The sequence below is a fragment of the Tahibacter amnicola genome, assembly GCF_025398735.1.
Classification (GTDB): Bacteria; Pseudomonadota; Gammaproteobacteria; order Xanthomonadales; family Rhodanobacteraceae; genus Tahibacter; species Tahibacter amnicola.
Map to the genome: position 1 here is coordinate 3,497,105 of NZ_CP104694.1, position 25,905 is coordinate 3,523,009.

Genomic DNA, 25,905 nt, shown 5'->3' on the forward strand with positions numbered 1-25,905 from the left:
ATGGATCCCGCGGTACCGTTTGCCGTTGACACGGTGGAAGTGTTCGGGTCTACCGGCGAATCCGGTTGGGCCTATGTCCGGCCATCATCGTCGAGCAGTGACGTCGGAAGGACAGGGGTGCGAAAGCTGGATATCGACGTCTGCGACGACGGGGGTGATGTCCTGGTGCGGCTGACAGGATTGGCTGCGAGGACGTTGTCAAACCGCGACCAGGCATTGCAGGCACCCGATGTCACGCCTCTGTCCGAAGCACAGGCCCGTCCGGTTGAATTGCTGGCTCCCCGATGGGAGCGCGCAACACCAGCCGGCACCCCGGCGTCTTCCGTCATCGCGAAAGGACATTGGGTAATTCTGGACAATTCCTACAAGGACTCGCTCCCCGCGCTGGCACAGCAGTATGCGGCGATCCAGTGGGAAATGCTGCCGGAGCAGGGCGACGACGTCCTGCGCGCCGCGGATCAGTTCGTCGTCCAGGCGGAGCACGTATTCAGTCGGGTGCGATCCATCCTGGCCAGCAAGCCCGCCGCCCCGGTGCTCGTGCAGGTTCTCCTGGATTCGCGCGACAGTGAGGTCACGGCAGCATTGAGTGCCTTGTTGCGTAGCGCCCGCCACGAAAACCGGAATTTTGCAGGCCAGGTCATTTGCGTTGATGGCCACGCGACGGTTGCCGAGCTGGCCGGCATGGCCCTCGGGGCGACATCGGATCGCGACGAGGAAGTCCGCTATGTCCAGGGTGCCCGCCAGGCTAGGCGCCTGCGCCGGCTGCAGATCCCGGAGGCCCCTGGCCGCGCCGGGCTGTGGAAGGATGACGGGGTATACCTGATCACCGGCGGCGCCGGTGCGCTGGGGTTGATCGTTGCCAAGGAGATCACGCGTCGGGCGAGGCGGGCAACCGTCATCCTGTCGGGACGTTCGCGCCTGGATGACGGTCGGCGGTCGGCGATTGCGGCGCTCCAGCATGATGGCGCGCGGATTGATTACCGCACGCTGGACGTTACCGATGCATCAGCCGTGGACGCCTGTATTGCAGATGTCGTTGAAGGCTACGGCCGGCTGAGCGGGATCGTGCATGCCGCGGGAATTGTCCGGGACAGTTTCATCCTGAAGAAAAGCCCCGACGACTTCCGCGCCGTCCTGGCTCCCAAGGTGAGCGGGACGCTGCACCTGGATCACGCGACGAAGCATCTGGATCTCGACTTCTTTATCCTGTTTTCGTCGATGGCCGGTGCGGTGGGAAATGTCGGCCAGGCGGATTATGCGACTGCCAACGCCTTCCTGGACCGGTTCGCCCATGCCCGCAATGGGCAGGTCGAACGCGGCGAACGCCGGGGCGCCACGCTCTCGATCAACTGGCCGCTCTGGAGCGACGGCGGCATGGAACTGCCGGCCAGCCTGCGCGAACAGCTTCGTGCACAAGGTATTCGCGAACTGACCAGCGAAGAAGGCGTAGCCGCGCTCTATGCGGCGTGGCAGAGCGGAGAATCGCAGGTTGCCGTCGTGGCTGCCGATCCTGCATTTCTGGCAGCGGAAGCGGCGAACACACCGGCTCAGAGCCCCGCCGCGAGTGCGCCGGTGGCCGAGGTTGGCGACCGCCGGGAGCTTCAGCGCAGAATCGAACGTGCGCTGATCGAGGCCATTGCGCTGCAGCTGAAGGTGAGAGTCGAAGAGATCGACCCGGATTCCGAGTTCAGCGAGTTCGGATTCGACTCGATCAGTCTCACGGCCTTCGGCAGCGGGCTCAAGACCTCACTTCAACTGGAAGTCAGCCCGACGATCTTCTTCGAGTACCCGACGGTGCGCGCATTCGCGGCATACCTGTTGGGCGCCCACGGGCCGCAGATCGCGAAGGTGCTCACTCCGTTGGTACCTTCGCCCGAAGCGCGCCCCACGGGCGCAACGGTGCCGCGCGCGGCCGTAACGGTAGAACCGTCTCCGCCCCGCAACGCGGCGCTGCATGGCCAGTGGCATCCGGGTCAGGACGTTTCGAGGGACGATCGCCGGCGTGTCCCGGTCGCGATCATCGGCATGAGCGGCTGTTTTCCCGACGCCGCGGATCTGGGCTCATTCTGGGAAAACCTGAAAGCCGGAAAAGACTGCATCGGCGAGATTCCGGCCGATCGCTGGGACTGGCGCGCCATCTACGGAGATCCCCGCATCGAGGCGAACAGGACGAACGCGAAGTGGGGAGGGTTCATCGCCGGCGTCGCGGAGTTTGATCCCCTGTTCTTCGGCATCTCGCCGAAGGAAGCGGCATTGATGGATCCGCACCAGCGCCTGTTGATGACGTACGCGTGGAAGGCGATAGAAGACGCTGGCTATGCCTCGCGGGATCTGTCCGGAACGAAGACGGGCATCTTCATCGGTACAGGCAGCAGCGGCTACAGCCAGCTGGTTGCCGACTCGGACCTCCCGATCGAAGGCTACAGCGCCACGGGCGCTGCCCCGTCGATGGGCCCGAATCGGCTCAGCTATCTGCTCGACCTGCACGGTCCCAGCGAGCCGATCGAAACCGCCTGTTCCAGCTCTCTGGTGGCCATCCATCGCGCGGTAAGGGCGATGCAGGCTGGCGACTGCGACATGGCCATCGTCGGTGGCGTCAACACGATTATCGCGCCGTGGGGTCATATCAGTTTCAGCCGGGCCGGAATGCTCAGCGAAGACGGCCGATGCCGAACGTTCTCGAGCGAAGCCAATGGTTACGTGCGCGGCGAGGGCGTCGGCATCCTGATCCTGAAAAAGCTGCCGGAGGCCGAACGTGACCGGGACACCATTCACGCGATCATTCTCGGCAGCGCCGAGAACCATGGCGGCCGCGCCCAGTCGCTGACGTCTCCGAACCCCAAGGCACAGGCTGATCTGGTCAGGGCAGCTCACCGCGACGCGGGTATCGATGCATACACCGTGACCTACGTTGAAGCGCATGGCACCGGAACGCGGCTCGGCGATCCGATCGAGATCAACGGACTGAAGAGTGCGTTCGCCGCGGCACGCGCGGAACGTGGCGCCGACGAACTGCCCGATGGCCACCGCTGCGCGATCGGGTCGGTGAAGTCCAGCATCGGGCACCTGGAGCTCGCCGCAGGCATTGCGGGCGTGATCAAGGTAATCCTGCAAATGAAGCACCGTACCCTGGTAAAAAGTTTGCATTGTGAACCCTTGAACCCGCTGATCGAGCTGCAGGACAGCCCGTTTTTCATCGTCAAGGACACACAGCCGTGGACTGTGTCCAAGGACAGGGCAGGGAACGCAGTCCCGAGGCGGGCAGGGATCAGCTCATTCGGCTTCGGTGGCGTGAATGCCCATGTCGTTCTGGAGGAATACGCGGTTCGCCGTGCGGCGCATCGAATCCCGGCACGTCCTGCCCTGGTTGTGCTGTCGGCCAAGACCGAGGCGGGTCTGCGCGCGCGCGCGTCCCAGCTCCGAGATCACGTCCGTACCTGCAGTGAGGATAGCGACCAGGCGCTTTTCGACATCGCCTATACCTTGCAGGTCGGAAGGGATCCGATGCCTTTCCGTCTGGCGTTGGCTGTCACTGCGCTGCCGGAACTCGAGGAGCGGTTGTCGGCGTACCTGGCAGGCGCTGCCGACATTCCCTCGTGCTTCCACGGCAGTGCTAAGCGTGGCCAGGATGATGTGCCGCCCGATGGATCCGTTGATGTACTGCGGAACGCGTCGACCAATGACGCATTCGCGGGCGTTCTTGCACGCTGGGTGGAGGGCACGCCGGTCGATTGGCAGGCACTCTACGACGCAGAAGGCGTGTACGCGTCGGTCGCGCCGCGGCGTGTCAGCCTGCCGACCTATCCGTTTGCCATGGCGCGCCATTGGGTCCCGTCCCGAAAGCCGCTGCCGGATCCTGTCCCTGTGTCTGCGCCTGTCCCCAGCGACGGTTCCCGTGCGGAACATGCCCCTCATTCCGTCGCCGCTGCGCCTGTCCACGCCCACACGCACCGTGAGGTGCGTGCCGAGCAGATTCGTGCGCTCGAAGACGAATTGTGCACGAGCCTTGGCGCTGCCCTGATGCTGGAAAGCGCCGCCATCGACCGCGATCTGGCGTTCCGCGAGCTCGGCCTGGATTCAATTACCGGCGTCGCCTGGGTCCAGACGCTCAATGAGCGATTCGGATCGAACGTGGATGTGGCACGTCTCTACGACTATCCCAACGTCCGGGCATTGGCCGAATATTTGAGCGGAGCAGTCGTCGGCGCATCGGTACCTGCATGGCCGGCAGCAACGGGCGTCGTGTCTGCAGCCGCTCCTGTCGCCGACGGTGTCTGGTCCGACGTTCCCGCTGCGACTGCATTGCCAGCCAATGCGCTGACGTTCGTCAGTTCGTGGCAGGAAGCGATTCCGGGGTGGGCGGACGCCTGGCCGGCAAAGAACAGTGCGGTGGTGATGATCGGCGGCACGGCGGAGCAGCAGGGCGCGTGGTCCGCTGCGTTCCCGCAGATGAGCGTGCTGGCCATTGAGTCGGCCGACAGCGCGGAAGCGATTGCCGGCCAGCTGTCGCGCGTCGCGCGCATCAGCCATGTGGTATGGGTGGCTCCGTGCGAGCACTCCCAAGCCGCCGGCGACGAACGCCTGATCCGTGCACAGGACGTGGGCGTGGTATCGCTGTTCCGCGTGGTGAAGGGCCTGCTTGCAGCGAGCAGTGTTGACGCCGACCTGGGCTTGACCCTCATCACCCGGCAGAGCCAGGGTGTGCGCCCGGGCGAATGCGTCGAGCCGGCACATGCCAGCGTGCATGGATTCGCCGGTTCGCTGGCGAAAGAGTATCGCCATTGGAAAATTCGTCTGGTCGACCTTCCACGCGACTGCGAAACCTCCGAGGCCAACCTGCGCATCCAGGATGTGCTGCGCCTGCCCTCGGCCCCGGACGGCGACGCGTGGGCCTATCGCGATGCGGCCTGGCACAGGCGGCGTCTTGCACCATGCACGCTGCCGGCGCCGGCCGGCGCCGTGTTTCGCCGCGGCGGCGTGTATGTGCTCATCGGCGGTGCGGGTGGGCTCGGCGAAGTGTTCAGCCGGCATCTGATCGCCCACTATCAGGCCAAGGTGGTCTGGATCGGACGGCGTCCGCTGGATACCGCCATTGAATCCAGGATGGACCGACTGTCCGAAGTCGGGCCGCGACCGACGTACATCCGCGCGGATGCATCCGATGTCGAATCACTCCGGCATGCCTGCGACGCGATCGAGACGGCCCATGGCCGCATCCACGGCGTCGTCCACGCCGCGATCGTTCTTGCGGACAAGAGCATCGCCCAGATGGACGAGCAGCACTTCGTCGATTCGCTGGGAGCGAAGGTGAATGTCTGTGTGCGGCTGGCGCAGGTAGTGGCCGACCGGAACCCGGAATTCGTGCTGTTCTTCTCGTCATTCCAGAGCATTGTGCCGCAGGCGGGCCAGAGCAATTACGCGGCCGGCTGCGCCTTCAAGGATGCCTTCGCGCAGCGGCTGGCGCAGGAATGGGCATGCCCGGTAAAGACCGTGAACTGGGGCTACTGGGGTAGCGTCGGCATTGTGGCATCGCCTGCGTACCGCTCACGAATGGCCCAGCAGGGTATCGGTTCGATCGAGCCTGCAGAAGGTGTCGCGGTCGTCGAGCAGCTGCTGGACAGCGCAGTCAGTCAGCTGGCCGTACTCAAGGTGACCGATGCCATGCTGCTGTCCGGGCTTGCCGCGCAATCGGCGCCGGTCGCGCAACTCGAACGCACGCTTCCCAGCGTGACAGATCTTGCAGGGCGCGTCGAAAGTGCCGAACTGCCCGACGAGGCGGCTATTCGTCAGGGCGGAACAGTGGACGCGCTTGAAGAACTGTCCTGCCGTCTCTTGTCGAGCCAGTTGCAGTCGCTGGCCGCTTTCGACGGCTCCACAAACGAACTGAGCACATGGCAGGCAGACGCTGGCGTTCTGCCGGCCTACACCCGCTGGCTCCAGGAAAGCGTGCGCCTTCTCGCTGAGCGAGGGCATCTGTCGATCGGGCGTGGCCAGATTTTTGCGCGCGCCGGAGACACCGGTGACCAGACGGCCTTGTGGGCCGAATGGGATCGCCGTGTCGCCACCTGGCGCGACATCAAGGGATTGCGTGCGCAGGTTGGCGCCCTGGACGCGGCGCTGCGGGCGCTGCCCCGGATTCTCACCGGTGCGTCGCTGGCGACGGAAGTCCTGTTTCCCAACTCGTCGATGGCACTGCTGGAAGGCATCTATGCGGACAACGTCGTTGCGGATTACTTCAACGCCACCATTGCGAGTGTCGCTGACGCGTTTATTCGCGAACAGCTGAAGCGGAATCCGGCGGCCCGTTTCCGGATTCTCGAGATCGGCGCCGGCACCGGCGCGACCAGCAGCGCGGTTCTCGCACGCACCCGGCCGCTTGCTTCGCACATCGGCAATTACTGCTTTACGGACGTCTCAAAGGCGTTCCTGGCACGGGCGCGGCGCGCCTATGCGAGCGAAATGCCTTACGTGACGTATCAACTGCTGGATATCGACAAAGATCTGCCGGCGCAGGGGTTCGAGGTCGGCTCGTACGACCTGGTGATCGCCGCCAATGTGCTGCACGCGACGGGGAATGTCCGTGCGAGCGTGCGCAACGCCAAGAAGGCGTTGAAGCGCAACGGCATGCTGTTGCTGGGCGAACTGAGCGGGCACAGCCTCTTTTCTCACCTGACGTTCGGCCTGCTCGACGGCTGGTGGGCCCACGACGATGCCGGGCTGCGGATTCCGGGAACACCGGCGCTACTGCCCGAAACCTGGAACAGGGTCCTGCGGGAAGAGGGGTTCCGCGCCATTTCGTTCCCCGCGCGCGCCGGTCATGGCCTTGGCCAGCAGGTGATCGTTGCCGAGAGCGACGGCCTTGTCGTGCAAGAGGCCGGAGCGCGATCGTTGGCGTGCCATTCCGCACGCAATCCGGTGCGGGTCGCAGCGCCGCACTCCGAAGCGTCGGCCACCCGGTCGCCGCTGCGACAAGGGCCCGAGAAGTCGGCGATTGCCGTCATCGGCGTCTCGGGTGCATTCCCGAAATCCCGCTCGCTGGACGAGTACTGGGACAATATTGCCCGCGGAGCCGACTGCATTTCGGAAGTTCCCGCCTCGCGCTGGGACCTGGATGCCTACTACTCCAGCGATGCCGGCGCGGAAGCGAAAACCTACAATCGCTGGCTCGGGCATCTTGAGACGGCAGCGGAGTTCGACCCGCTCTTTTTCGGCATCACACCGGCCGAAGCGGAGTGGATGGATCCCCAGCAGCGCCTGTTCCTGCAGCATTCGTGGGCGAGCATCGAGGATGCCGGTATCGATCCGTCGAGCCTGTCCGGCAGCACGTGTGGCGTTTTTGCCGGCTGCGCGACCGGCGACTACGGGCGCAGTGGCGAGCATGCGGAGGCGCTGTCGGCGAAGGGACTGATGGGCGCCTCGACCGCGATTCTCAGCGGACGCGTGGCCTATCACCTGAATCTCCGAGGCCCCTGTGTTTCGGTGGATACCGCGTGTTCATCCTCGCTCGTGGCCATCGCCATGGCCTGCGACAGCCTCGTCCTCGGGCGCAGCGATAGTGCCCTGGCGGGCGGTGTTGGCGTGCTCGCGGGGCCGGCCTTCCACATCATGGCGAGCAAGGCGGGCATGCTGTCGCCGAGCGGTCGATGCCATACGTTCGACGCGCGCGCCGACGGCTTCGTGCCGGCGGAGGGCGTCGGCGTCGTCCTGCTCAAACGCCTGGAGGACGCGATCCGGGACGGAAATCCGGTTCACGCCGTCATCTCTGCCTGGGGCATCAACCAGGACGGGCGGACCAATGGCATCACGGCGCCGAGCGTTGCGTCCCAGACCGCGCTCCACCGGCGCGTCTACGAACAGTTTGGCATCGATCCGGCGACGATCTCGCTCATGGAAGCGCATGGAACGGGCACGCCACTGGGCGACCCGATCGAGGTCGAAGCGCTGAACACGGCCTTCGGTTCGTACACCGACGCGCGGGCCTTCTGCGCGCTTGGTTCGGTCAAGAGCAATATCGGACACACGCTCGCGGCCGCCGGTGTTGCCGGCGTGATCAAAGTGCTGCTGGCACTGCGTCACCGGGCGCTGCCGCCAACGGCGCCCTTCCAGTCCTTGAACGGGCGCGTCGTGCTGGCGGACAGCCCGTTCTATGTGAACCCGGCACTGCGGGCGTGGGAACGTGGGTCGACCGGCCCACGTCGTGCCGCGGTCAGCGCATTCGGATTCAGTGGAACAAACGCGCACGTCGTGATCGAGGAAATGGATCACGTGCCGGTGAATAGTCAACACGACGGCGGCGAATTGCTGTTCGTCCTCTCGGCCAAAGAGGTGGGCAGTCTCCGGGCTCAGGCCGAGCAGTTGCGGGATCACCTGCGCGCGATGAGCGACGACGGCGCGCTGGGGGATGTGGCCTATACGTTGCAGGTCGGCCGCAGCGCCATGGATCACCGCGTCGCCTTCGTGGCGAGTTGCCGCAGCGGCGCGGACGCCGCGTTGTCGGGATTCCTCGACGGCACGAAGACGAGCGCTGCGTTCGTTGGCCATGTGAAGCGGAGCGGCGACGCGGGCGACATCCTCGATAGCGACGACGACGGCAAGACGCTCCTGCAGACCTGGATCGCGAAGCGGAAGCTCGCGAAACTGGCGCAGGCATGGACCCGCGGCGCGGCGATCGACTGGCTGGCGCTGAATGCCGGAAGGCACGTGCGAACCACGCGCGTTCCCACCTATCCCTTCAAGCGCGATCGCTACTGGCTCGATGCGTCGGTGCCGATCCAAACCGTCCGCGATGAACCGGTGCACGCACTCCATGTGCTCGCACGCACCCTCGTCGCCGCGCCGATCGAGCGTGCGCCGAGCCGGCACGTCGACGTGTTCCAAGAACGCTGGGTACTGTTTTCACCGGAACTGGCGACGCTGGTGGCCCAACCGGAACTACAGGGACTGCGCGCCAACAGCCACCTGATGGAAGCGACCGACGAAACAACGGGCGGCCTTTCGACGCTTGCCACCCAGGCTTTCGTTCGCATCCAGTCCATCTTGTCGGAACGCCCGGCGGGGACGGTACTGATGCAGATTGTCGTGGCGAATGACGCGGAGCAGTGCTCGCGCGCCACCGCACTGGCCGCGTTGCTGCGCGTTGCGGCATTGGAAAACCCGGCATTCGCCGGCCAGGTCATTGAAGTCGGCACCACGGTATCCGCAGCGGCCCTGAGGAACATTCTCGAAGACGAGGCCGGGTCGTCGCGCATCGTCGATCCTGAAGTGAAGTACGCAGGTGACCTTCGCCGCATTCCCCGACTGTCACGGATCAATAGCGTCGCCGGGTCAGCGACGTCGCGCCCCTGGAAGGAGGGCGGCGTCTATGTGGTGACCGGTGGCGCCGGCGGAATCGGACTGCTGCTGGCGCGCGAAATCCTGTCGAATGCCGCCTCGGCGACACTCGTTCTCATCGGCCGTGCGCCGCTGAATGAGCCACGGCGCCAAGCCATCGACGCGCTGTGCCGCGAATACGCGAAGGCGACGGTCGAGTACGTCGACGCGGATGTGACCAGCAGGAGCGCAGTCGACACCTGCATCGCGGGCGTGCTGGCGCGGCATGGCACGCTGGACGGCGTCGTCCATGCCGCCGGCATCACCCGGGACAGTTTCCTGATCAGGAAGTCCGCCGAGGACTTTTCTGCCGTGATGGCCGTCAAGGTGGCGGGGGCAGTGAACCTCGATGCCGCGACCGCAGACCTCGATCTCGACTTCTTCCTGTTGATGTCCGCGCTGTCCGGCGTGGTCGGAAATCCCGGGCAGGCGGACTACGCTGTTGGTAACGCGTTCCTGGATAGGTTTGCCGAGCACCGGCGCGCACTGGAGCAGCAGGGCGCACGCAAGGGCCGCTCGCTGTCGATTGCCTGGCCGCTCTGGCGTGACGGCGGCATGCGCGTGAATGCGACGGTGCACAGCCAGATGCAGCGGGCAGGAATGCAGGCGATCGGCGCACGCGATGCGTTCGACGGCCTGTACCAGGCCTTCGCGGCCGATGCGGCAAATGCGGTCATTCTCTACGGCGATGTGCGTGCATTGAACAGCGCACTCCAACTTCCGGCCGTCCGGCACGATATCGCCGGCCCATCCGTCGGCGCCGCACCCACGTCCGGCAATCGGGAGTGGCTGCGCGACAGGACGCTCGAACGCCTGAAAGCTGTCTTCTGTGACGTCACCAAGCTCAACCGAAGCGACGTGGATCCGGCCGAACGATTCGAACACTACGGGGTGGACTCGATCGTCGTGCTCCAGTTCAACGAGCGGCTGGCGGAAATCTTCGCTGCTCTGTCGAAAACGGTTCTGTACGAATACCCGACGCTGGAACAGCTGTGTGCGTTCCTGGTGTCGGAGCGGCGCGAAGAGTGCGAGCAGTGGACGGGTGCGCAGGTCGTGCAGGTGCCGCAATCCGTACCGCCACCGGTTCAGCGTCCTGTCGCTGCGGCCGTGCCGGCGGAAACGCCCCGTCGCATGTTGCTGCCGTCAGCGACCCACGGTGATGCGCAGCGCATTGCCATTGTCGGCATGGCAGGACGCTATCCCCAAGCCAGCACGCTGGCGGACTTTTGGGAGAACCTGAAAGCCGGAACGGACTGCGTGACGACACTGCCGCCGGAACGGTGGGCGCTCGACGGCTTCTTCCAGGCAGACGCTGACGCGGCAGTCGCCCAGGGCAGGAGCTATTCCAAGTGGGGCGGGTTCCTCGACGGCTTTGCGGAGTTTGACCCGCTGTTCTTCGGCATTTCGCCGCGCGAGGCATCGTGCATGGATCCGCAGGAACGATTGTTCCTGCAGGCCTCCTGGGAAGTGCTGGAGGACGCGGGCTACACGCGCGAACGCCTGGCACGGCAGTGCAACGGCCGGGTCGGTGTTTTCGCCGGCGTCACGAAGTCCGGCTTCGCGTTGTACGGGCCGGAAATCGCGCGTCGCGGCGGAAACGCGCTCGTCTATACCAGTTTCGGTTCCATCGCGAACCGCGTGTCGTATGTGCTCGACCTGCACGGGCCGAGCATTCCCGTCGACACGATGTGCTCGGCGTCGCTCACGGCGATTCACGAAGCCTGCGAAAGCCTGCACCGGGGGGAATGCGACGCCGCAATCGCCGGGGGCGTGAACCTGTATCTGCATCCGTCGAATTTCATCATGCTGTCGGCGCAGCGGATGCTGGCAGCCGATGGCAAGTGCCGCAGTTTCGGCGACGGCGGCTCCGGCTTCGTTCCGGGCGAGGGCGTCGGCGCTGTGCTCCTGAAGCCGCTGTGGCGGGCGATCGAAGACGGCGACCAGATCTACGGCCTGATCCGCGGCACCGGCGTCAATCACGGCGGCAAGACGAATGGATACACGGTCCCCAACCCGACGGCGCAGGCGGAGCTGATCGAATCGGTGCTGCTCAAGTCCGGGGTTGATGCGCGCACGGTGAGCTACATCGAGGCGCACGGTACCGGCACCGTGCTGGGCGATCCGATCGAGGTCAGCGGACTGACCAAGGCGTTCGCGCGATTCACGACCGACCGCCAGTTCTGCGCCCTGGGCTCGGTCAAGTCGAACATCGGACACCTGGAAAGCGCGGCGGGCATAGCCGGGCTGGCGAAGGTGCTGCTGCAGATGAAGCATGGCCAGCTCGTGCCTTCGCTGCACGCGACGGTGCTTAATCCACATATTGACTTTGACCGTACGCCGTTCCGCGTTCAGCGCGAACTGCAGCCGTGGACACGCCCGCGGCTGATGGTGGGCGGCATTGAGACGGAGTACCCGCGGATTGCAGGAATTTCCTCGTTCGGCGCCGGTGGCGCCAATGCGCACGTGATCGTGGAGGAATACCGCGAGGACGTACAGGCAGTGACACCGGCTGCGCCCGCGGATCAACCCGCCTTGATCGTTCTGTCGGCGCGTACGGGCGATCAGTTGGCGGCGGTCGCAAGGCGTCTGTTGGTGCATCTGGACGCTGGCAACAAGACAGACCTGCACCGTATCGCCTACACGCTGCAGCTCGGACGCGAAGCCATGGACCAGCGTCTGGGGTTGCTGGTGAACTCCGTCGCAGACCTGCGCAACAGCCTCTCGCGCTACCTGGCCGACCCGGACGGCGTCGATGGCATCTACCGCGGCGAAGTCAGGCGCAACAAGGATTCGCTCGCAGGCATCAGCGGCGACGAGGACCTGGGAAGCCTGGTCCGGCAATGGCTTGCAAAAGGCAAGTACGGGAAGCTGCTCGAGCTGTGGACGAAGGGCGTCGCGTTCGACTGGTCTTGCCTGTATGGGCCCGGATCGCACTATGGAATGCAGCCGCGCCGTACGAGCCTGCCTACGTATCCGTTTGAGAAGGAACTGTTCTGGCTGGACTCTCCGGCGCTCGTCGCCGGCATCGCTGCAGGCACGGAACCCCAGGGCGCGCCGCCGACGGCGGAGCCACGGCTGTATTCTCCAGCCTGGGAGCCGGCTCCGCGCGAAAGCGGAGAGCTGGTGGCCCGGACTGTCCTGGTGCTGCTCGCTGACGCCGGCTGGCAGGCGGTCGTTGCAACGGCGATGGCCCGGCTGAACCCGCAGACCCGGCTGATCTTCGTGACAACCGTTGCCGCGCCGCAGGACTTCGACGCCGCGCTGCGCGCCATCATCGATCAGCATGGCGCGATCGACGCGATCTGGTATTTGTGGGGTCTCGAGGACGACCCGGCGCTGACGCGACCGGAACGCGCGCTTGCCCTTGTTCAATCCTGCATCAGAAGCGGCGTGAGCGCGCCCAAGGTGCTCCTGGCCGGTGAGTACCGCTCGGAAGAAGAGCGCAGCCATCTGGATTCGTGGGTGGCGTACCAACCGTCGCTCAAACACGCCTGGGCAGGTGCCGAGATAGCGACAATCCAGGTGCAGGTGCCGGCCGACGCACCGGATGCGGGGGCGTCCGAACGCCTTGAGGCCTGGGTGCACCGGTTGTGGGACGAACAGTGCGCCGTGAAGCTGGAGAGCACGCTCTACCGGAACGGTGTGCGGCACGTGGAGCGCATTCGCGCGCTTGCGCCGACGCCTCCCACCGGGTCGAAGCTGCGCACGGGCGGTACCTATCTGATCACCGGCGGGGCCGGCGGCCTGGGATACCTGTTTGCTGAATATCTGGCGAAGACCTACGGCGCTAATCTGCTGCTGATCGGCCGGACCGCAACCAACCCGGTCCTCGAGGCGAAGCTTGCAGCGCTAATCCAGCTCGGCGGCCAGGCGCTGTATGTGGCCGCTGACGTGACCGACGAAGCGCAGATGCGAATTGCGCTCGCTCAGGGGCTGGCACGATTCGGCGCGCTGCACGGCGTCATCCACGCGGCGGGAATCAATACCGACCAGCGCGTTTCGACCGTCGATCTAGCCGCGTTCGAAGCGGTGCTGCGGCCGAAGGTGAATGGCACGCTCGTCCTCGACGTGCTGCTGAAGGAATGCTCGCTCGACTTCATCTGCCATTTCTCGTCGTCGGCCGCGCTGATCGGCGATTTCGGCGCCTGCAGCTATGCGCAGGCAAACCGCTTCCAGATTGCCCATGCGAGCCGGCCTGGCAGCAACGCGTTCGCGATCTGCTGGCCACTGTGGCGAGACGGTGGCATGCGCTTTGCGACCGAGGATGCGGCTCGCCTGTACCTGAGTACGAGCGGCCAGCGTGCCCTGGAAAGCGATGAAGGTTTCGCGATTTTCGAAGAACTCCTGACTCGCTTTGCGCAGGACGGGTGCCGTAGCGCCCTGGTGCTGGCGGGCACGCGGGAACGCATGGATCGCATCGTCGGCCTGGAGCCGCAGCGCACCGTGTCAATGGATAAGATCCCTGGGAACACCGTGCCCCGCAATGAGCCGACGGAAATCCATACGACGGAGCGGGTCCTGTCGGACCTTCGTGAGCTTGCCGGATCGATTCTGCAGCTCGCACCGGAGCGGATAGATCCCGCCGGCAGCTTGGCCGATTTCGGCTTCGACTCCATCGGCCTGCTCGAATTTTCCAAGCAGTTGAGCGCGCATTTCGGCGTGGAGATTTCTCCAAGTGTGTTCTTCAGCTATCCGACGCTGGACGACCTTGCCGCGCATCTGGTTCGCACCCACGGCAAGGCAGTCGCGCGCCCATTCGGCGCGCCACCAGATTCACTGAGGACCGATACCCCGCCGACGCCGATCCGGGAGGCTGCGGTCGCCGCGGCCGCCACGGCGCGGGAATGGCCCGAGGACGCCATTGCGGTCATCGGCATGAGCGGTCGGTTCCCGCAGGCGAGAACGGTGTCAGAGCTGTGGACGCTGCTGGCGGAGGGCAGGGGCGGCATCGAGGAGATACCGTCTCATCGATTCGATTGGCGCGACTACTTCGTGGATACGACGGCGGGAACGACATCGCTTTCGTCCCTGGCCGGAAAGATCAGCAGCCGATGGCTTGGTGTGCTGCCCGGCGTTGATGAATTCGATCCGCTCTTTTTCGAAATCTCGCCGAAAGAGGCCGAATCCATGGATCCGCGGCAGCGGCTGCTGCTGCAGGAAGCCTTCAGCGCGCTCGAGGACGCCGGATACGGTTCCGAGCAGCTGCGCGCCGACCGCGTGGGCATGTTCGTCGGCGTGGAGCAGGGCGATTATCAGCTCCTGCTGTCGAATGCGGGTCTGCCGGGCCTGATCACTGGCAATCATGATGCAGTGCTGGCCGCGCGGCTGGGCTATTTCCTGAACCTGCAGGGGCCGGCGATGGCGATCAACACGGCCTGTTCTTCGGGTTTGGTTGCCCTGCACCAGGCTTGCCTGAGCTTGCGGGCGGGCGACTGCGAAGCGGCGATTGCCGCCGGCGTAAATCTGATTCTGACGCCGCAGACCTACATGGCGATGAGCCAGGCGGGAATGCTGTCGCCGGACGGCCATTGCCGGGCATTCGACGAGCGCGCCAATGGACTGGTTCCCGGTGAGGCCGTGGTGGCCGTCGTGCTCAAGCGCCTGGTCCAGGCCGAGGCCGACGGCGATCTGATTCACGGCGTGATCCTTGGCAGCGGCGTCAACTACGACGGCCGCACCAATGGATTGACCGCGCCGAGCGGAAAGGCGCAGTCGGACCTTATTTCCCGTGTGTACCGCCGTGCCGCGATCGCGCCGGGCGATGTCGACTATGTGATCGCCCACGGAACGGGAACGCCGCTGGGCGACCCGGTGGAAATCGAGGCGCTCTGCGACGTATTTGCAGCCACCGGCACTGACGGCGCGCGCTGCCTCGTGACATCGGTGAAATCCACTGTTGGTCACACATTTGCGGCATCCGGCCTGGTCAGCCTGGTGTCCTTGCTGGCGGCGATGAAGCATGGGGTCATCCCGGCGAGCCTTCATTGCGAAACGCTCAGCAGCTATGTCAACTGGTCGACCAAGCCGATCCAGGTGAACCGTGCGGCGCAGCCCTGGCCATTGCGTTCGGATCGCAGGCGCATCGGTGCCGTCAGCGCGTTCGGTATGAGTGGGACCAATGCACACGTCGCGGTCGCCAGCCACGATGACCGGCCGATGCCGAAGGCCGCGGACGAGACGGTTACACCGCACTTGCTGCTGCTTTCCGCCAAGACTGCGCAGAGCCTGCGGCAGCGCGCGATAGCACTGCGCGACAGGCTGCGCGACGACGCGACGGTTGCGTCGCTGCGCAGCGTCAGCTACACCCTGATGTGCCATCGCCAGCACTTCGCGTGGCGCTGTTCCATCATCGCGGCGGATCGCCGGGAGGCACTCGCGGCGTTGAGCCGGTTCATCGACGGCGAGGACACCGCCGCGGTCACGACGGGACACGTCGCGCGCGCGATTCCGACGATGCACGCAACGCAGGATGAGGTGTCGACCGATCCGGCCGATCGTGCGCGACAGCTTGCCTCTCTCGGTCGTGCGTTCTGCGACGGTCGCGCCGTCGACTGGCGCCGACTCTGGGCCGGTGATGCACCGGCGCGCGTGCGCCTGCCCACGTATCCGTTTGCTCGCGAAACGTACTGGATCAACGGCAACGGTGGTGCAGCGAAGGCGCCGGATCACCTGCATCCGCTCGTGCAGCGGGTCTCCTCGATCGCCGGTCGGCCGCGCTTCACCAGCACGTTCGATGCGACGGAATGGTTCCTGCGCGAGCACGTCGTGAACGGCGTGAGCGTTCTTCCCGGCGTGGCATGCCTGGAGATGGCTGTCGCGGCGATGCGCCAATCCATCAATGACGACGCCACGTCGCAGCCGACGGTGCCGTCGATCCAGGATCTGGTGTGGGTCCGTCCGCTCGTAGTGACCGGGCCGCAAGACGTTCATATCGAACTGCGGCCGCGCGAAGGCGGCGGATTTACCTTCGAGGTGTACACCGAAGCGGCGGATTCAACGCCTGAGCGGAGAATCGTGTGTGCGGTAGGTGCTGTGCTCGCCGAATCTGATGTCCTGTCACCTCAGGTCATGGATCTGGATGCACTGCGCACGGCCTGCGACACCGTGGTCGACACGGAACGCTGCTACGACGTGCTGACTGCGCTCGGGCTTCACTACGGGCCGTCATACCGATGCCTCCGGAGCGTGCAGGTCGGCACCGCGGACGACGGCACCCGGCACGTGCTCGCCCAGGTGATCCGGTCTAGCGCAGATAGTGCGGAGATCGATCGCTTCCTGCTGCATCCTGGTGTTCTTGATGGCGCCCTGCAGGCGTCGCTGGGACTGCTGCTCGCCGACGGTGGGGACGAACCCGGGCGCGATGGAACGACGCCGCGGGCAGCACTGCCCTACGCGCTGGAGGGCATGCAGCTGTTCGCGCCGGTGCCGCGGCAGGTCTGGGTGCACGTGCGTCCGAGCCGGGCGATGCGCGAGCGCGGCATCCACAAGCTGGACATCGACATTGCCGACGCGTCAGGCGCGGTATGCCTGCGCCTGGTCGGATTCACATCGCGATCTCCAGATGGCAATACACCCGTGGATCCGAAGCGGACCCGGGACAAGAACGACAGGGAATTCGACATGCGTGAACCCATCAGTGACGAGGTGACGATTGACGTCGAGCGCCTGCACGAACCCGCTGTGGCGCTTCTGAAGGACATCGTCGCACGGACCTTGAAGGTTCAAGTCGAACGACTGGATCCAGCTGTGGGCCTCGGCACTTACGGCATCGACTCGATCACGGCGCTGGACGCGGTCACAGAACTGGAGCAGGTGTTCGGACCGTTGCCGAAGACCTTGCTGTTTGAGTACCAGACACTTGGCGAACTCGCCCAGTACTTCGTCGAGGCTCACCGTGACGTACTCGTGGCGAAGACACAGCTGCCGGTGCGACGCGCTGCGGCGCTGCGTGCCGAACGGCCCGCCGCCGTCGTCTCGTCGATGCCCGTGGCAAGCCGTGCTGCGGCGCGTCCGGACAATCGCGTCGCAAGGCAGTCGCAACGTGGTTCGGGTGGCGAATCCACCATCGCAATCGTGGGCCTGAGCGGGCGCTTTCCGCAGTCCGACGATGTCGACGAGTTCTGGGAATCGCTCAAGGCAGGCAGGGACTGCATCACCGAGATCCCCCGTGAACGGTGGGATCTCGATGCCTACTTCCACCCGGAAAAGGGGCGTCCGGGAAAAACGTACTGCCGCTGGGGTGGATTCATTCGCGGCGTGGATCAGTTCGACCCGCTGTTCTTCGGCATTTCCCCGCGTGAGGCGGTGGTGCTGGATCCGCAGGAGCGTCTGTTCCTGCAGTGCGCCTACAACGCCATCGAAGATGCGGGTTACACGCCGGATTCATTGCGAAAGCGCGAGGGCGGGTCGCGGCAGGTCGTCGGCGTGTTTGTTGGCGTCATGTACGAGGAATACCAGTTGTACGGCGCCCAGGCACAGGCCCAGGGCGAGGGATATGCCGTCGGCGGAAACCCGTCGTCCATCGCCAACCGCGTTTCGTACTGGTGCAACTTCAGCGGCCCCAGCGTGGCCGTGGACACCATGTGTTCCAGCTCGCTGACGGCGATCCACCTGGCCTGCCAGAGCCTCACGTCGGGCGAGTGCGCAGTTGCAATCGCCGGCGGCGTGAACGTGTCGGTTCATCCCAACAAGTACCTGGGGCTTGCCCAGGGCCACTTCGCTTCCAGCACTGGACGCTGCGAAAGCTTCGGGCAGGGCGGTGACGGCTATGTACCGGGCGAGGGTGTCGGCGCAGTTCTTCTGAAACCGCTGTGGCGGGCAATCGAGGACGGCGACCAGATCTATGGCCTGGTTCGCGGCACGGGTGTGAACCATGGCGGCAAGACGAACGGCTACACGGTGCCCAACCCGACGGCGCAGGCGGAGCTGATCGAGTCGGTGCTGGCCAAGTCCGGCGTTGATGCGCGTACCGTGAGCTACATCGAGGCCCACGGCACCGGCACTGCGCTGGGCGATCCGATCGAAGTCAGCGGACTGACCAGGGCATTCGGACGATTCACGACAGACCGGCAATTTTGTGCCCTGGGTTCGGTCAAGTCGAACATCGGTCACCTGGAAAGCGCGGCGGGCATTGCGGCGCTGGCGAAAGTACTGCTGCAGATGAAGCATGGCCAGCTCGTGCCTTCGCTGCACTCGAGCGTGCTCAATCCACATATTGACTTCGAGCGCACGCCATTCCGGGTGCAGCAGGAACTGCAGTCATGGACGCGGCCGCGACGGGACGTGGGCGGGATCGTGACCGAGTACCCGCGGATTGCGGGCATCTCCTCGTTCGGCGCCGGCGGCGCCAATGCACACGTCATCATCGAGGAATACCGCGAGGACGCGCAGGCAGCGACCGCCGCACCGGTGGATCAACCGGCCTTGATCGTGCTGTCGGCGCGTACGGGCGACCGGTTGATGGCGATCGCCAGGCGGCTGCTGGCCCACCTGGACGCAGGCCGCGAGATGGACCTGCATCGCATTGCCTACACGCTCCAGGTCGGACGCGAGGCCATGGACCAGCGTCTTGCGCTGCTGGCGAACTCCGTCGCTGAACTGCGCGACAAGCTTGCCTCGTTCCTCGCAAATCCGGAAAGCGGGCACGGTGTCTACCGAGGCGAGGCGAAGAAGAACACGGATGTACTCGCCGGACTCAATGGTGACGACGATCTCGACGGCCTGGTCGACCACTGGATCGAAAAAGGCAAATTCGCCAAATTGCTGAACCTCTGGTCGAAGGGGTTGGCGGTTGACTGGTCCCGCCTGTACGGGGCGGGCGCCTCGTACAGCGCCATTGCGCCCCGGCGTGTCAGCCTACCCTCGTATCCGTTCGCACAGGACAGGTACTGGGTGCCGGCAACGCCTGGCGCGAGTGGCACCGTGACGACCCGCGGTCCGGCCGCGCTGCATCCGCTCGTCCAGCGCAACACATCGACGCTGGACGGTCAGCGTTTCAGCACGACACTGACCGGTCGCGAATTCTTCCTGCGCGACCATGTGGTCAATGGCGTGCCCGTACTGCCGGGCGCCGCGGTCCTGGAGATGATGCGCTCTGCTGTTCTGCAGTCGCTGGACCGGGATGCATCCACGCCGGTGCAGCTGACGCAGATTGTGTGGACGCGACCGATACCGGTGAGCACCGTGACCGAGGTGCACATCGCGATCTCGGCGCGTGATGCGGCCGGCGTCGGGTTCCAGATTTTCACGACCGCCGGCGGGGGCCAGCAGGTGGTGCATGCGCAGGGACGCGCCGTGCTGCCCTTCGAACCGGCGGCGCCTTCCCGTATGACGATCGAGCGACTTGCCGAAGAGTGCGGTGCCCCGGTCGCTATGGCGGAGGTCTACGAGGCTTTCCGCGCAGTCGGACTCGCGTACGGACCTGCGCACCGTGGCCTGACGAGTTTACGCGTCGGCGCGCAAGGCCTGGCGGGTGCCACCGTGCTGGCGCAGGTGACGCTGCCGGCGTGCGTGGAAGCGGACGCTGCGGACTATTTGCTCCATCCGAGCCTGCTTGACGCAGCACTGCAGGCAACGCTCGGCCTGGTGCTGAGCGACGCAGCGCAATCCGTTCCTGCCAAGGCAGCCCTGCCGTTTGCGATGGACTCCGTCGAGGTGCTTGCGCCAACGCCGCGCGTCGCGTGGGTCCACGTCCGTTCGCGGACAGGCGATGCCCATCGCGGCGAGATTCGCAAATGCGACATCGATATCGCCGACACGGAGGGCCGGATCTGCGTGCGGGTGCAGGGACTGACCTTGCGCGTGCTGGAAGGAACGCATGATGTGCAGCGCGACGACGGCCGCCGCGATCCGGCGCAGGGCATGGCCGACGTGTCGACGCTGTTGTTGTCACCGTGCTGGGACAGCCGGCCCACGAACCCGGCTGACGAGGCCTGGAGCGGCCAGCGCTGGGTGATGCTGGACGCGGCGTTCGCGCATCTGCGCGAACCGCTGACGGCGCGCTTTCCGTCGCTGCAGTGGGAAATCCTTGGCGGGATGGGCACCTCGCCGATCGAACAGCGGATGGTCTGCGCTGGCGAGCAGGTGCTCGCGCGGGTTCGCGCGATCCTTGGCGAAAAGCCCCGCGAGCCGGTGCTGCTGCAGATTCTTGCCGGCACAGGCGGCGAGTGGGCCGAAGTTGCCAGCGCGCTCGGCAGCCTGCTGCGCAGCGCCGCGCAGGAGAATCCGAAGTTCAAGGGCCAGTTCATCAGCGTCGATTCGGCGAGCGGATGGGATGAAGTCGGCGAGGCACTGCAGGAGAACGCACGAAATGGCGCGGCGGCGGAAAGCGTCGTCCGCTACACGGATGGCGTGCGCCAGCTTGCCCGGCTGCAGGAGATCGGCGCTGCACCTGGCATCGCGCCGTGGAAGGCTGGCGGGGTCTATCTGATCACCGGAGGCGCTGGCGGCCTCGGGATGGTGTTCGCGGAGGCGATCACTCAGCAGGTTTGCGGTGCAACGATCGTCCTTGTGGGACGCTCCGCGCCTGGCGAAGCACAGCAGGAACAGCAAAGGGCACTCGAACAGCGCGGTGCAAACACACGCGTCGAGTATCGCGTGCTCGACGTGACGGACGAAGAGGCGGTGCGCCAGTGCGTGGCCGGAATTGTTCAGGACCACGGTCGACTGGACGGCGTGATCCACAGCGCAGGGCTGATCCGGGACAACTACATCGTCCGCAAAAGCGATGCGGAATTCCGGGATGTACTGGCGCCGAAGGTGCACGGAACCGTTTTCCTCGATCGCGCCACGGCGGCGATCGCGCTCGACTTCTTCATCTGCTTTTCGTCGCTGGCCGGCGTGGTCGGCAATCTCGGACAGGCTGACTACGCGCTCGCCAACGGGTTCATGGACCGCTTCGCGCGTCATCGCAACGCGCAGGCGGCGCAGGGCCTGCGCCATGGGCGCACATTGTCGGTCAACTGGCCGATGTGGTCTGAAGGCGGCATGAAAGTGGACGACGCGATACGTGCGCGCGCGCAACGCCAGGGCATGCACGAGCTCTCGTCGCCGGCGGGCATCGACGCGCTCGCGAAGGCGTGGGCCAGCGGCGAGCCGCAGGTCGTCGTGTTTGCCGGCAAGCCCGATCAACTCCGCCAGATCCTTCGCGCCGTGATCGTTGAACCGGCGATGCCGGTACGCACGGCAGGCGCCCGGGAAAATCCGGTTTCCATTGCGGAAAGCGCTCCGGATACGCCTCTTCCCGACATCACCGCTGCCGTGAGGCGAGGGCTCCTCGCGGCGATCTCTGCGCAGTTGGGCGTTACCGAAGACGATATTGAGAGCGCGTCCGAATTGAGCGAACTCGGATTCGACTCGATCACGTTTACCAATCTGGCCAACGATCTGAACGCCACCTACGGCCTGCAGCTGAGCCCGACGATCTTTTTCGATCATCCGTCGATCGATGGCTTCGCCGGCTACCTGGTGAAAACGCATGCGGCCGAGATCGCCGCGGCACTGCACGCGGACAGGGCACCGGTTCCGGCACCCACGGACATTGCGCCACCCACGACGGCGATGCCCGACGAAGTATTCGCGCGCACTGAGATTCCGGCGGAACCCCTGCTGCCCCGGTCGGACGAGTCGACGCCGCAGACCGAAGCCATTGCCATCATCGGCATGAGCGGTTGCTTTCCGGCGGCGCCGAACCTGGATGCTTTCTGGGAGAACCTCCGGGATGGCCGTGATTGCATCGTCGAGATTCCGTCGGATCGCTGGAGCTGGCAGTCCTACTTCGGCGACCCCACGCGGGAGGCCAACAAGACGAATGTGAAGTGGGGCGGCTTCATCGACGGTGTGGCCGAGTTCGATCCGACCTTCTTCGGCATCACGCCGCGCGAAGCGGAGCTCATGGATCCGCAGCAGCGGCTGCTGCTCACCTATTCCTGGAAAGCGATCGAGGAGGCCGGGTATTCGCCCAAGGCGCTCTCGGGAACGCGCACCGGCATCTTCGTCGGAACCAGTGGCAGCGGCTATGCCCAGCTCGTCGCACAGGCCGGCGTGCCGATCGAGGCCTATACCTCGACCGGCGCAGTGGCGTCGCTCGGACCCAACCGGGTCAGCTACCTGCTGAACCTGCATGGGCCCAGCGAACCGATCGAGACCGCGTGCTCGAGCTCCCTCATCGCGATTCATCGCGCCGTGCGCGCCATCCGGTGGGACGACTGCGACATGGCGCTGGTGGGCGGAATCAACACTATCGTCGCGCCCTGGGGGCATATCAGCTTCAGCCAGGCTGGCATGCTGTCCGAAGACGGCCGCTGCAGGACATTTTCGAAGGACGCCAGCGGCTACGTGCGGGGCGAGGGCGTCGGGATGCTTCTGCTGAAGCGGCTTTCCTGCGCGCAGCGCGACGGTGACCATATCCATGGCGTGATTCGCGGTACCGCAGAGAACCACGGCGGCAAGGCGAACTCCCTGACGGCGCCCAACCCGAGGGCCCAGGCAGAGCTGATCAAGGCTGCCTATCGCGACGCGAAGATCGACCCGCGCACCGTGTCCTATGTCGAAGTACACGGCACGGGCACGCCGCTTGGCGACCCGATCGAAGTGAACGGACTCAAGAGCGCGTTCGCCGACCTGCTCGCCGAGATGCCGCCCCGCGACAGCGATGCGCCGGTTCCCTGTGGCCTGGGCTCGGTCAAGACGAACATCGGCCACCTGGAACTGGCGGCGGGCATCGCGGGCGTGATCAAGGTGCTGCTGCAGATGAAGCACCAGACGCTGGCCAGGAGCCTGCACTGCGAGGCACTGAATCCGCATGTCCGGTTGCAGGACAGTCCGTTCTACGTGGTGAAAGACACCCAGCCCTGGGTTGCACCGCTGGACGGCCATGGCCGTTCGATCCCCCGGCGCGCCGGCGTCAGCTCGTTCGGCTTCGGCGGTGCGAATGCCCACGTGATCGTCGAGGAACATCAGCAGAAGATCGTGCCGCAGCCAGCCCTGGCAAGCCCGGGTCCGTTCCCGATCGTTCTGTCGGCGCGCAGCGAGGAGCAGTTGCGGGAACAGTGCAGTGAACTGCTCGCCTGGCTGGACTCGGACGAATCCCGAGGCACCCACCTGTCGCGCATCGCGTACACGCTCCAGGTGGGACGGGACGCCATGGCGTACCGGCTTGGATTCCTCGTCGGCGACGCTCAGGACCTGGTGAGCACCTTGCGGCGCCATCTCGCCGCCCAGCCGGTCGAAGGCCTCTACCAGGGCCATGCACGACGCGAGCGGGATACGCTGAGCGCATTCGCCGCCAGTGAGGACTTCGGGCCCGGGCTCGATGCCGCCGTCGCCAACGAAAAATATGGAAAACTGCTCAAACTCTGGGTAGAGGGTCTCGCGTTTGACTGGGGACGGCTCTATGGCCCGAACCGGCCGCAGCGTGCCAGCCTGCCAACCTATCCGTTCGCGCGCGAGCGCTACTGGGTGCCGGAGTGCCCGGGCAGCACGTCGACGGCATCCACCGCGGTCATGCGATGCGAGGTGTTGCATCCGTTGCTGCACCAGAACACCTCCCAGCTTGGCATCCAGCGTTTCACCAGTGTCATTTCGCCGAGCGATGCCTGCATCGCGGACCACCGCATTCAAGGCACGGGTGTACTGCCGGGCGTCGCCTATCTGGAGATGGTCCGCGCCGCGGTCGGGGCATCGGCCGGCGTTGGCGTCAATGCGGTCGGGATGCGCCTGCACGATGTTCTGTGGCTGCGTCCGCTGACCGTTGCTACGGAAGCGGAAACCGTTCACGTGACGATGTCTGCCGGAAACGACGGACGCGTCGACTACACAGTGCTCACCGACGCATCCGGCGTACATGGCCAGGGCAGCGCGGCGTGGACGCAGGCCGCTTCGACCGTGATCGATGTCGGCGCCATTCGCGATCGCTGCGATCGCACCGAAACCGGATCCGACTGGTACGCGCGCTTCACCGCCGCCGGCCTGCAATACGGCCCGGCGCACCAGGCGCTGGTGGCCGTACATTCCGGTGGCGATGGCGTGCAACGCCAGGTTATTGCAGAGCTGGTGCTGCCTGGGCCGGCGCGTACGGATGCGGCGCGTTTCGTGCTGCATCCGAGCCAGATGGATGCCGCCCTGCAGGCCACCGCAGCGTTGCGCGCTGAAGCTGACCTGGCGGAAAGGCCGCTGCTCCCCTACGGTGTGGACGAGGTGACGGTGCACGCGCAGTGCCCCGAGCGTGCCTGGGCCTGGGTGCGCTACAGCGCTGGCAGTGGGCCGGAAGCGAGCGTGCCCAAACTCGACATCGATATTGCCGATGCGCGGGGAGCGGTGTGCATCGCGCTGCGCGGTTTCATGATGCGAGAGCTGACGCGAGGCTCGGCAATCAGCGCACCGCTGCCAGCCGGGGATCTGCTTCCCGACACGCACATGTTGGGTGCAGTGCCGGTATGGGACACGGTGCGGAACACGTGCACCGTGGCGTGGCCGAACACCTCGCAGCGCGTGCTCGTTGTTGGCGAGGGACGCCTGGCGAACGCCGTGCGGGATCGCTACGCAGACGTCGTTGTGCTTGCGCCCGATGCCGACTGCGCGATCGAGGAACTGTCGGCGCAGCTGGATGGCGCGCCGTTCGAGCACGTGTTCTGGTTTGCACCGACGGCAGCGATCGCGCCCGAACTGTTCGAAGAGCGGCTGCTGAGCGCTCAGGAGCGCGGCGTCGTCGCGCTGTTCCGGTTGATCAAGGCGCTGCTCGGGCTCGGGTACAGCGCGCGCGGCCTCGGCTGGACGCTGGTGACGACGCAGTGCGTGGCCGTGCACGGGCACGATGCCCTGCATCCGGCGCATGCCGCCGTGCACGGCCTGGCGGGTTCGATGGCGAAGGAGTATCCGCAATGGTCCGTGCGCCTGGTGGACTCGTCCGCCGCCGAGGACTGTCCGCTGGATCACTTGCTGAGCCTGCCCGCTGATGCGCAGGGTAATGCCTGGGCGTGGCGTGGCCGCTGGTATCGGCAGAGTCTCCTCAGCTGCGAGCTGCCCGATGCGCCGTCGACGATCGTCCGTCGGAATGGCGTCTACGTCGTCATCGGCGGCGCGGGTGGGCTCGGCGAGGTGTGGAGCGAGCACATGATCCGGCGTCACCAGGCACAGATTGTCTGGCTGGGCCGTCGCACCGAAAACGCGGAAATCCGGGCCAAGATCGAGCGGCTCGCGGCATTCGGTCCGCGCCCGGTCTACATCACGGCCGATGCGACGGATCGGGAATCCATGCAGGCGGCACGCCATGAAATCCGCCAGCGCGTCGGACGCGTGCACGGCCTCGTGCATTCGGCCATCGTACTGGCCGATCTGAGTCTGGCACGCATGGATGAGGAACGCCTGCGCGGCGCGCTGGCGCCGAAAATAAACGCCAGCGTGCGGCTTGCGCAGGTGTTCGGCGACCAGCCCCTCGATTTCGTCCTGTTCTTCTCGTCGGCCCAGAGCCTGGTGAAGGCGCCGGGCCAGAGCAACTATGCAGCGGCCTGCACGTTCAAGGATGCGTTTGCACAGGCG

At 65.6% G+C, this 25,905-nt stretch carries 1 protein-coding gene (running past one end of the window); it reads left to right on the forward strand.

Features of this window, described 5'->3' with window-relative positions:
* On the forward strand, positions 1 to 25,905 hold the 5' portion of the coding sequence (locus tag N4264_RS14300) for an SDR family NAD(P)-dependent oxidoreductase (protein WP_343231961.1). Its footprint extends 4,173 nt past the window's final position; 25,905 of the gene's 30,078 nt are visible here — the first part of the coding sequence; the start codon lies at positions 1 to 3; the stop codon falls past the right edge of the window.